10 protein-coding genes are annotated in these 11464 nt (G+C 55.3%); 6 read left to right on the top strand and 4 right to left on the bottom strand.

All coding sequences use genetic code 11. The features are described 5' to 3' along the window. The first annotated feature begins 51 nt into the window (after nt 1-51). Entirely contained in the window at nt 52-906 is an 855-nt protein-coding gene (locus QVF11_RS02850) for a co-chaperone YbbN (RefSeq protein ID WP_287855171.1), read from the top strand. A 222-nt stretch (nt 907-1128) separates the two neighbouring features. On the opposite strand, the gene fetB is transcribed toward QVF11_RS02850, so the two are convergent. Beyond that, complete coding sequence (gene fetB / locus QVF11_RS02845; RefSeq protein ID WP_142512149.1) at nt 1129-1911, bottom strand: iron efflux ABC transporter permease subunit FetB; 783 nt, start codon at nt 1909-1911, stop codon at nt 1129-1131. Then, entirely contained in the window at nt 1898-2575 is a 678-nt protein-coding gene (gene fetA / locus QVF11_RS02840; protein ID WP_112217218.1) for an iron efflux ABC transporter ATP-binding subunit FetA, read from the bottom strand. Before fetA ends, fetB begins: the two co-directional genes overlap by 14 nt. Before the next feature lie 136 nt (nt 2576-2711). Here fetA and QVF11_RS02835 point away from each other — a divergent pair, with 136 nt between their 5' ends. Genes QVF11_RS02835 through QVF11_RS02820 form a run of 4 tightly spaced genes read left to right on the top strand, consistent with a single transcriptional unit; the run spans nt 2712 to nt 6957 of the window. Continuing rightward, a complete protein-coding gene (locus QVF11_RS02835; protein WP_112217217.1) occupies nt 2712-3629 on the top strand; it encodes an SPFH domain-containing protein in 918 nt (305 codons plus the stop codon). Continuing rightward, complete coding sequence (locus tag QVF11_RS02830; protein ID WP_142512150.1) at nt 3626-4084, top strand: NfeD family protein; 459 nt, start codon at nt 3626-3628, stop codon at nt 4082-4084. Before QVF11_RS02835 ends, QVF11_RS02830 begins: the two co-directional genes overlap by 4 nt. Nucleotides 4085-4105: 21 nt before the next feature. Further along, on the top strand, nt 4106-6271 hold the full coding sequence (locus tag QVF11_RS02825) for a PA5441 family protein (protein WP_287855170.1): 2166 nt from the start codon (nt 4106-4108) through the stop codon (nt 6269-6271). After that, nucleotides 6241-6957: a DUF3142 domain-containing protein gene (locus tag QVF11_RS02820; protein WP_112214201.1), complete on the top strand. Its 717-nt coding sequence runs from the start codon at nt 6241-6243 to the stop codon at nt 6955-6957. The genes QVF11_RS02825 and QVF11_RS02820 overlap by 31 nt, the downstream gene beginning before the upstream one ends. On the opposite strand, the gene cueR is transcribed toward QVF11_RS02820, so the two are convergent. Beyond that, complete coding sequence (gene cueR, locus QVF11_RS02815) at nt 6954-7364, bottom strand: Cu(I)-responsive transcriptional regulator (protein ID WP_139541388.1); 411 nt, start codon at nt 7362-7364, stop codon at nt 6954-6956. The genes QVF11_RS02820 and cueR overlap by 4 nt on opposite strands. Nucleotides 7365-7428: 64 nt before the next feature. Continuing rightward, a complete protein-coding gene (locus QVF11_RS02810; protein WP_167492812.1) occupies nt 7429-8475 on the bottom strand; it encodes a J domain-containing protein in 1047 nt (348 codons plus the stop codon). A gap of 320 nt (nt 8476-8795) precedes the next feature. On the opposite strand from QVF11_RS02810, the gene copA reads away from it, so the two are divergent. Further along, nucleotides 8796-11297: a copper-exporting P-type ATPase CopA gene (gene copA, locus QVF11_RS02805; protein WP_287855169.1), complete on the top strand. Its 2502-nt coding sequence runs from the start codon at nt 8796-8798 to the stop codon at nt 11295-11297. The last annotated feature ends 167 nt before the right edge of the window (nt 11298-11464 follow it).

Genomic DNA, 11464 nt, shown 5'->3' with positions numbered 1-11464 from the left:
CTGCCGCTGGCCCCATATATCTATACAAATATCGACTAAAGAGACTCGCTCATGTCCGCACAAAATATTGTCAATATTACCGAAGCTAACCTACACCAGACGCTGCAGCAATCCGCGACTACGCCAGTGCTGTTCTATTTCTGGTCCGCGCGCAGCCAACACTGCGAACAGCTGACGCCGGTGCTGGAAAGCCTGGCCGCGCAGTACAACGGTCTGTTTACTCTGGCAAAAGTTGACTGCGACGCCGAGCAAATGCTGGCTTCACAGTTTGGCCTGCGCGCTATCCCTACGGTATACCTGTTCCAGAACGGCCAGCCGGTGGACGGATTCGAAGGGCCGCAGCCGGAAGAAGCGGTTCGTGCGCTGCTGGATAAATTCCTGCCTCGCGAAGAGGAGCTGAAAGCGCAGCAGGCAATGGCGCTGATGCAGGAAGAGAACTACGCCGATGCATTACCGCTGCTGAAAGATGCCTGGCAGTTGTCGAACCAGGACAGCCAGATTGGCCTGCTGCTGGCGGAAACGTTGATTGCGCTGCATCGTTCCGATGAAGCGGAAACCGTGTTGAAGACCGTGCCATTGCAGGATCAGGACACCCGTTATCAGGGACTGGTGGCGCAGATTGAGCTGCTGAAAAAAGCTGCCGATACGCCGGAAATCCAGCAACTGCAGCAGCAGGTGGAGCAGAATCCGGAAGACGCAGCGCTGGCCGCCCAACTGGCGTTGCAGCTGCATCAGGTGGGGCGTAATGAAGAGGCGCTGGCGCTGCTGTTCAGCCATCTGCAAAAAGACTTAGGCGCTGGCAACGGCGAAGTACGTAAGATGCTTCAGGAGATCCTCTCCGCGCTCGGCACAGGTGACGCACTGGCCGCGAAGTACCGCCGCCAGCTCTATTCACTGCTTTATTAATAGTAACGACCCCAGCTCTCGCTGACCGGGCTACAGGTTCACCGCCGTCTGCGGGCCGGTAGCCCGGACAAATGCGCAGCATCGCCTCCGGGAAATTTGCCGGATCTGATACCCAGGCGTGGCATCTTCCCGGTGGCGCTATGCTGACCGGGCTACGGGTTCATCGCCGTCTGCGGGCCGGTAGCCCGGGTAAGGCGTTTACGCCGCAACCCGGGAGGAAACTTACGATCGCTTTTTCAACTGCGTCACCACCAGCTGATGGCGAGCGTTGAAGAACTTCAGATAGGTCAGATACCCGGCAATAATCGTTGACAGACTGGCGGTCGATAGCAGCATAAACGTCACCATAATCTGATACTTAATCGCTTTTACCGGGTCAATTCCGGCAAAAATCAAGCCCGACATCATCCCAGGCAAACTCACCAGCCCAACCGTTTTTGCGGAATCGACTGTTGGGATCAGCGCGGCGCGAATGCTATCGCGAATCAGCCTTGCCGAGGCCATCTTCGGCGTCGCCCCCAGGCTCAATTTCTCCTGAATCTGCTGCTGCTCGCTGCTAAAACGCTGGCCCATATTGTTGTAGCACAGCCCCACCGCCACCATTGCGTTTCCAGCGACCATCCCGGCAATCGGGATCACCTGCATCGGCACAAAAGCAATCGACCCGGAAAAGACCAGCACCGCCAGCGTTAACCCGGCACCGGTCGTTATCGCGATAAACGAGGAGACAAAGGCTTTATCGATATATTTACTGCGTTTTTTCGCATTCCACGCCGCGTTAAAACAGATAAACAGCACCATTAGCAGGGTCAGTACGGCATGATTGACGTTAAAGATATATTTCAGTACGTAGCCGACGATAATCAGTTGCACAATCGCCCGGCAAATACTCCAGATAATATCTTTTTCCAGCGCCAGCTTTTCCCGGTAGCTGACCACAATCGCCACCAGCACCAGAAGCATGGATAACGCCAGCGACTCATTGGTAATATTATGCCCGTTCACTTTTCACCTCCTGAACTTTCCCCGTGACAGGCTGGAGCGTAATCACCTCATCCGCATGAGCGATTTCATTTTGATCGTGAGTCACCCACAACACGGCAATATTTTTTTCCGTCACATAGCGATGAATAATGTCATTCACATTGCTTTTATTACTCTCGTCCAGCGCGCTGGTAATTTCATCTAATAGCAGCACCTGCGGTAAAAATTGCAGATTACGAATCAATGACACGCGCTGTTTTTCGCCGCCGGAAAGTTCATTGATTGATTTTTCCAGCGTGTTTTCCGCCAGCCCAAAGCGCAACAGATCGGCCACCAGTGCTTTCTGATCCGGCTGTTTATTACGGATTTGCCACGGAAAGACCAGATTGTCATACACCGAATCACCAAACAGTGCGGGAGTCTGCGCACAGTACGAAACCTGCTGGCGGTAGGTTTCCGGCGATAACGTATTGATATCCTTACCTTCAAAAAAAATCCGCCCTGAGGTTGGACTGAGAAGGGAGGCAATAATTTTTAATAGCGTGCTTTTCCCACAACCGGAAGGTCCGGTAATCAGTTTAAATTCCCCGGCCCTGAGCTGAAGATTAACCTCGTTGAGAATCACCACATCGTCGGCCTGAAACCCCACACCTTCCAGGTGCAAAATAGCGTTACTTTCCGTCATTATTCTTCCTATTTTTTCCACAACGATGCTAGTTTACTCCAGTTTTCTTTCACCTGGATGCGCAGAAAGATATACTCTGGTTAAACATGCGCCACGCTCTCGGTGCGCCAACAGGCAACAAGACAGGAGGTTTTTGATGCTGATTTTTATCCCCATTCTTATTTTCGTCGCACTGGTTATCGTTATTGCCGGTGTAAAAATCGTCCCTCAGGGATTCCAGTGGACCGTCGAACGCTTTGGTCGTTATACAAAAACGCTACAACCCGGCTTAAACCTTGTTGTGCCGTTTATGGATCGTGTCGGGCGCAAAATTAACATGATGGAGCAGGTCCTTGACATCCCTTCGCAGGAGGTCATTTCGCGCGATAACGCCAACGTTACTATTGATGCGGTGTGCTTTATTCAGGTCATCGACGCGCCAAAAGCCGCCTATGAGGTTAGCAACCTTGAGCTAGCGATCATCAACCTGACCATGACCAACATTCGTACCGTACTGGGCTCCATGGAACTGGACGAAATGCTCTCCCAGCGCGACAGCATCAATACCCGCCTGCTGCATATTGTCGATGAAGCGACTAACCCGTGGGGGATCAAAATCACCCGCGTGGAGATCCGCGACGTGCGCCCACCGGCTGAGCTGATTGCCTCAATGAATGCTCAGATGAAAGCCGAACGAACCAAACGTGCCTATATCCTTGAGGCCGAAGGGGTGCGTCAGGCGGAAATTCTCAAAGCAGAGGGTGAGAAACAGTCGCAGATCCTCAAGGCTGAAGGTGAGCGTCAGTCAGCGTTTTTACAGGCAGAGGCCCGCGAACGTTCTGCGGAAGCGGAAGCTCGAGCCACACAGATGGTTTCTACGGCGATTGCCGAAGGCGATATTCAGGCAATCAACTACTTTGTCGCGCAGAAATATACCGATGCGCTACAACAGATTGGTGCCGCCAACAATAGTAAAGTGGTGCTGATGCCACTGGATGCCACCAGCCTGATGGGCTCCATCGCCGGGATTAGCGAGTTGATTAAAGAAGGCGCTGGCGACCGGAAAAAATCATGATTGAGATGATTATTGCCCATCCACATATTTTCTGGCTCAGCCTCGGCGGGTTGCTGCTGGCGGCGGAAATGCTTGGCGGCAACGGTTATCTGCTGTGGAGCGGCATCGCGGGGGTCATTACCGGCTTGTTAATCTGGATGCTACCGTTTAGCTGGGAGTGGCAGGGAACGCTGTTCGCCGTGCTGACCCTGCTGGCGGCCTGGCTGTGGTCACGCTGGTTGCGTAACAGCGTCAAGCGCCAGAAACCCGCAGATGCCCAGCTCAATCAGCGTGGGCTACAGCTGATCGGTCGTCGCTTCACGCTGGAAACCGCGCTGATCAACGGTCGCGGCCACGTGCGCGTCGGCGATAGCTCATGGCCGGTGATTGCCGAGGACGACCTCGCGGCGGGCAGCAAGGTTGAAGTGGTCGCCATCGAAGGCATAACCCTACATATAAGAGCCGTACCACGATAATCACGCCACAGGACACCTGTCATGGTCAGGAAGACAACGTTTACCCTTTCGCTCTGCGCCCTGCTCGCGGCAGCCACCCAGTCATATGCTTCTTCTGATATCGAAGATTGCTCATGGAGCGACGAGCTATGCCGGTTAAAAGGCGTTCCAATCCTCACCCCTGAAAACGATTCTCGCGATAATCTGTTGCGCCTGCTGAGCGAAGCGAAATCTTTCGCCCTGCCTGTTCAGGCCATTCCCGTTGATGTCAGCCGTACCCGCGATGTTTACTTCGCCTGGCATCCGGAGTGGGATAGCGCGCCGCCTCCCGCGCCGCCTGCGCAAAGCGAAGACGAAATATTTACCCGACAAATGGCGGTGCTGAATATCGATCCCGCACAGGTCATGGCTGCCGATTCGGCTGAACGGCTGGGAACATCCGACTATGAACTGGAAAACCGCTTTGTCAGCAACACTCTTGCTGCCGTCAGCCAGTTCAACGCCGCCCTGCTGGCCACCCCCTCTGTGACCCCGCAGCAGCGTCATGACCTGGCGCTGGCGCGGCTGAAACTGTTTTATGGTGCCAATATCACCGCAGTCGCTGATATCCTCAATAGCTTCCCGGCAGATGCGGACGCCGACTTATTCGCTTATTACCTTTCCGGCATCGCTCACTTCTATGGCGGCAATTACACCGCCGCGACCCAAGATTTCACCCTGTTGCTGGAAAGTAATCAACCCTGGCTGACCGAGACCGCGCAATATATGCTGATGCGCACGGCGCTCAACAAGAGTAGCCAGAACAGCGTTGGGCAGTACGGCGATTTTGATATCGCGCGGATCAATCGTGATGATGCCGCACAAGCGCAAAAAGAAGCACAAGCCTATTTGCAACGCTGGCCCGCAGGGATTTATGCCGACTCCGCGCGCAACATGTTGCGCCGCATTAACTGGTATCTGCAGGCGTGGCCGCAGCTGGCAGAACTCTATGAGCAGGCCTTCCGGCAAACTGCCGACGCCGGGGAACTGCGTAGACTGGTGAGTGAATATGACAATGTCTTCGGCATGCCGTTCTACGCGCAGCCCGTTCTGGCAGCATTCCCGGACGCGCCGCAGGTCAGCTATGTCGAACTTCTCCGCGCCCTGCGCCTGAATGCTGACAATAAGCCGACCTTAACTCAGGCACAGCTTGACGCCAACAAAGCAGAGTTTGAGAAGAGCGGAAATCTGCCGCTATGGCGCGACCTACAGCTGCAGCTGTGGGGCGCGACGGGCAACGATGCCGCCATCCTGCAGGCTGTCACGCCAGCGAAAACGCTGCCGGCGAATGATATTCTCGCCTTCAGCGAACAGGTCCTCTACGGCGAAGCGCTAATGGGACAAAAACAGTGGTCCGCGGCGCGCGATTTTTGGCAGCAGCTGCTACAACTTAGCCAAAACCCCGAGCAACAGCAGTATACCCAGGCAAAACTGGCGGCAACACTGGTCTACAGCGGTAACGCGGCAGCTATTTTTGCCGCCAATAGCCCGGTGACCAATCTACGCTTTCGCTCCCGAGTGCTTAAAACCCAGGCCTCGCCAGAACTGCTACGCCAACAGGCAGCCAAAGGCCCCAATAATGAAGAACGTACTATCGCTCTGCATACGCTGCTGGTGCGGGATCTCACGGAAAGTCGTTTCAGCGACTGGCTGAACGACAAAAAGCTCGCCACCGCCATTACCCAGCCAGTAATCAGCGAGGCCTTTAACGACGTCAATCTTAGCAGCTTCGACTGGAGTGGCGAGGCGACTGAAGCCGGTTATGCCTGCCGCAGCCTGGATGATACCGTCGCCGTGCTCAGTAAAAACTCCGACGATGCCCATGCGCTTAACTGCCTGGGCGAGTTCTTTCGCACCACGCAGACGCATGTTGATCTGTGGAAAGATCAATCCGGCAACGATATGCTCGAGGCCGCCATCAACCGCCAGCAGCCTCTGGGACAGTACGATCGCCAAAGCTATTACCAGCAGATTATCACCTCGCCGAAAGCGGAGCCGGAAGATAAAAGCTATGCGCTCTATCGGGCGATTCTCTGTTACGCCCCCTCCGGTAGCAACGAATGCGGCGGCGAAGATGTCGAAAAACTACAGCGTAAGGGCTGGTTCACGCAGTTGAAAACGCAGTATCCGGGAAGCCCGTGGGCACAAAAACTCAAATATTACTGGTAATCGCGCTGCTATCCGGGCCAGCGCAGGCGGCAGAGCACGTTGATGCGCGCCAGCATTCTGCCTTCTGGCTGTGGTCTGGGGTGAAAGCCAGCAACGATCTGCAGAACGCGCAGACGGTGTATCTGCATCAAGGCGAGGTGCTGACGCGCGCGGGCGAGGTCATATTCCAGCGTCTCGGCTTGCCGGTCAGCCGCCTGACGTTTCCCGCAATCTGGCTTACCGTCCGGTTTACCACACTTGATGTACCACAGACGATTGTGCCGCGGATCGTACGCCTGATGCAGCGTTGGCGGGCGGCAGGCAATCAGGTGGTTGGTCTGCAGGTTGATTTTGACGCAGCCACATATCAGCTCGCCGACTACGCCCAGTTTTTGCAACAGCTACGCCAGCAGCTGCCGCCTGAGTTCGCGCTGGGGGTAACAGGCCTGCTGGACTGGGCCAAAACCGGCGATATTGCCACACTGAACGCACTTGCGGTTGATGAACTGGTAGTGCAAAGCTATCAAGGACGCCACACGGTGGCGAATTATCAGGACTATCTCCCCGCGCTCAGCCGGCTGCGTATTCCGTTCAAACTCGGGCTGGTACAAAACGGCAGTCGCGATCGGCAGGCGGAAATGCAGTTGAATGACTCCCCCTATTACCGCGGCACGGTGGTCTTTATGCTCAACCCGGCACGGCGTTAAGCCTGCGCCTTGCGATGACAGCAACCCGAGAGGTTATCGATTATCGGGCAATCCGCGCTGTCATCGCCGGGACAGGACTCCGCCAGCGCCAGCAACTGCGCGCGCATGCTTTGCAGCTCACTGATATGGCGTTCAATTTCCGCCACTTTTTCCAGCGTCCGGCGTTTAACGTCGGCGCTGTGTCGTGACGGATCGTTAAACAGAAATACCAGCTCGCGACACTCTTCCAGATTAAACCCCACCTGGCGGGCCTGTCGCAGCAAAGTCAGTTCATCCAGATGCTGCTGGCTGTAGCTACGATAGCCGTTCTCGCTACGCAGCGGAGGCGTCACCAGCCCCTTCTCTTCATAAAAACGAATCGCTTTACTGGTTAAGCCGGTTTTTTTCGCCACATCGCTAATATTCATGTTTCCTCCTGACGGAACAACCAACGGTGCTACGCCGTCATTCTAGCGCCAATCAGCATAAAAACTATAGCGGAGCCTGCTGGCATATCAGGGTGAAGGGAACAGACAGAATGCGAACATCGTTATTGTAATCATTGATATAGCGATAAATCATAGTGCCATCGGCCGGGAAAAATGTACTGGCGTCCATATAGTCGCCAATATGCGGGCACATAATGCTCCACGGGTTTCTGCCATTATAGGCAGGGCTACTATCGACAATGGTCTTCGCTACAAATGTCGCAGGGTTTAACGTGATATTTGCGCTTTGAGAATAGTAATGAATGTCATACACCAGCGAGTGACCATCAATAAAGATATCGCCTAAGTTAAGGCCTTTATTTTTATAAGAAGGAGCCGACTTTTGCCTGGCATCAGCTTCATTGCTCATTAATGAGCGCATAAAATTATTACTGGCCGTTTCCTGGTCAGTGACCGATGCAGGCGCGTTGACCACACTTTCGACCGCCGTTTTACTTACTTCACGGCCAATCACTCTAATCACCCCAATGACAATAAGCAGCACCACCAGGCCAAGGGTGAATTTGAAAATTCGCACAACCAGTCTTTTTCCAGCGCTCACCACCGGCGCGCCTTTCTGTTTAACAAAATCTTTGCCTTTACCAAATATCTCTTCCGCTACGGTAAAAGCTTCGCTGGCTTTTGCCTGATAAGAGTAATCAGGATCCTGCTTGCGGCGCTGATTCATCCACTCATCTTTGCGCTTTTGTAACTGATACTCTTCTTCCCATTCCGCTTCCATCTTCTGCCAGAAATCGCGATAGGCACGCTCTTCCTGCTGGCGTTCACGCTGGCGATCGTGCTGTGTGAATGCGCTGTTTTCCCGATTCTCCTGCTGAGCAATCCACGCATCGTGCTGGGCGCGAAGTGCTGGATCGGCAAGCGTACGCCAGGCTTCATTTAATAGCTGGATGATTTTGGTTTTTTCATCTTTTAGTTCAGGCGGATGGCGATCCGGATGGTGAATAAAAATAAGGCGTTTATACGCTTTCTTAATCTCCTCCACCGACGCGGTGCGAGAAACTTTAAGATTATCATAATGAGTTTGCACTTCTCTTCTCCCGGGATACTGCGTGAAACACCTTCCCTTTTCCTCAATCAGGGTCGGCATCCGGCTCGCCCTGCAAAAATAAGCTCTTTCTGAAACCAAAAAACACAGAAGCCACGCACTCATATTTGAGCGTTCTAAAGTCAGCCTGGAGATAATTATCAGAGAGCAAGTCTTTCATTTTACGCCGCGCGCGCTTTTATCCGCTATTCCTTATTTAACGTGGGGGACGAACGATAAAAATCACCAGGATTAACGCTTGACCTTCCAGTTGCTGGAAGGTTTAAGCTTAAGCACAGTTGTTAAACCAAGGAGTCAAAACCATGTCTCATACTATTGACCTGGCGCTTGATGGCCTCTCCTGCGGCCACTGCGTTAAACGCGTGAAAGAAAGTCTGGAACAGCGTCCTGATGTAGAACAGGCGGACGTTACCGTTACCGAAGCCCACGTCACGGGCAGCGCCAGCGCTGAATCGCTGATTGAAACCATCAAACAGGCCGGATACGGCGCGGAGCTCAGCCACCCAAAGGCTAAACCGCTGGCAGAATCATCAATCCCGTCGGAAGCGCTGACAGCGGCCACCTCTGAGCTTCCGGCAGCCCGTGACGAGGATGACAGCCAACAACTGTTAATCAACGGCATGAGCTGCGCCAGCTGCGTCTCCCGGGTACAAAACGCGCTTGCCGCGGTACCGGGCGTGTCGCAGGCGCGGGTCAACCTTGCGGAACGCACTGCGCTGGTGATGGGCAGCGCGTCCGCAGCAGAATTAGTGCAGGCGGTGGAAAAAGCAGGCTACGGCGCGGAGGCCATCGAAGATGATCTCGAACGCCGCGAGCGCCAGCAGGAGACCGCCGTCGCCACCATGAAACGCTTCCGCTGGCAGGCTATCGTCGCTCTGCTGATCGGTATCCCGGTGATGGGCTGGGGGATGATCGGCGACAACATGATGGTCAGCGATGACAACCGTTCGCTATGGCTGGTTATCGGTCTTATCACTCTGGCGGTGATGGTATTTGCTGGCGGTCATTTCTACCGCAGCGCATGGAAAAGCCTGAAGAACGGCACCGCCACCATGGACACGCTGGTGGCGCTCGGTACCGGAGTCGCCTGGCTCTACTCGATGAGCGTCAACCTGTGGCCGCAGTGGTTCCCGATGGAAGCCCGCCACCTCTATTATGAAGCCAGCGCGATGATTATCGGCCTGATTAACCTCGGCCATATGCTGGAAGCCCGCGCGCGCCAGCGTTCTTCTAAAGCGCTGGAAAAATTGCTCGATTTAACCCCGCCGACCGCGCGTGTGGTCACCGATGAAGGCGAAAAAGATCTGCCGCTGGCGGAAGTTCAGGCTGGGATGACCCTGCGCCTGACCACCGGCGATCGCGTCCCGGTCGACGGCGTGATTAGCCAGGGAGAAGCGTGGTTTGATGAAGCCATGTTGACCGGTGAACCAATACCGCAGCAAAAAGGCAACGGTGACGCCGTTCACGCCGGGACCGTGGTGCAGGACGGCAGCGTGCTGTTTACCGCCAGCGCCGTCGGCAGCCAGACAACCCTGGCGCGAATCATCCGTATGGTGCGCCAGGCACAAAGCAGCAAACCGGAAATTGGCCAACTGGCGGACAAAATCTCCGCCGTGTTCGTCCCGGCGGTGGTGGCGATTGCCCTGTTCAGCGCCGCGATCTGGTACTTCTTCGGCCCGGCACCGCAAATTGTTTATACCCTGGTGATCGCCACCACGGTGCTGATTATTGCCTGTCCTTGCGCACTGGGGCTGGCGACGCCGATGTCGATTATTTCCGGCGTGGGTCGTGCGGCTGAATATGGCGTGTTGGTTCGCGATGCCGATGCGCTGCAGCGCGCCAGCACGCTGGATACGCTGGTCTTTGATAAAACCGGCACCCTGACCGAAGGTAAGCCGCAGGTGGTAGCGATAAAAACCTTTGCCGCAATTGATGAAACAACCGCTCTGCGTCTGGCTGCGTCTCTGGAACAAGGCTCCAGCCACCCGTTGGCGCGAGCCATCCTTGATAAAGCCGCCGACGACCGACTGCCGACGGTCAATAACTTCCGTACTCTGCGCGGGCTGGGCGTCAGCGGAGAAGCCGAAGGTCATAACCTGCTGCTCGGCAATCAGGCGTTACTCAATGAGAACAATGTGCTGACCGCCGAAATAGAAAGCGAAATGACCGCCCAGGCTTCTCAAGGGGCAACGCCGGTGCTGCTGGCGGTGGATGGCCAGGCGGCGGCGCTATTCGCCATTCGCGATCCGCTGCGTGAAGATAGCGTGGCGGCACTCGCCAGACTGCATCGTCAGGGCTATCGGCTGGTGATGTTGACCGGAGATAACCCGACCACCGCCAATGCCATTGCCAAAGAAGCGGGTATTGATGAGGTAATTGCCGGGGTGCTACCGGACGGTAAAGCCGATGCCATTAAGCGTCTGCAAAGCCAGGGGCATCAGGTGGCGATGGTTGGCGACGGTATCAACGATGCGCCCGCGTTGGCGCAGGCCGATGTCGGTATCGCCATGGGCGGCGGCAGCGATGTCGCCATTGAAACGGCGGCGATCACTCTGATGCGCCATAGCCTGAACGGCGTCGCCGATGCGCTGGAAATTTCAAAAGCGACGTTGCGTAATATGAAGCAGAACCTGCTGGGAGCGTTTGTTTATAACTCACTGGGCCTTCCGATTGCCGCTGGGATCCTCTGGCCGCTGACCGGTACCCTGCTTAACCCGGTAGTCGCCGGAGCGGCAATGGCGCTTTCCTCGATTACGGTCGTGAGCAATGCCAACCGTCTGCTGCGCTTTAAACCGAAATCATAGGTGGCGCTGAACCGGTAGCCCGATTGCGGTACAGCAATTTCCGTGCATTCCCCGGAGGCGGCGTTAACACGCCAGTCCGGGCTACCATCCCTGAGACAGCAGAGACCCCATCCCCCCGGTAAGCAATCGCGCCACCGGGGATCTTCCCTCAAACCGCGTTGAACTGT

The organism is Klebsiella sp. (assembly GCF_027492335.1).
Lineage (GTDB): Bacteria > Pseudomonadota > Gammaproteobacteria > Enterobacterales > Enterobacteriaceae > Klebsiella > Klebsiella huaxiensis.
Note: the sequence above shows the minus strand (reverse complement) of the source record. Positions and strands in the feature narration are given on the sequence as shown.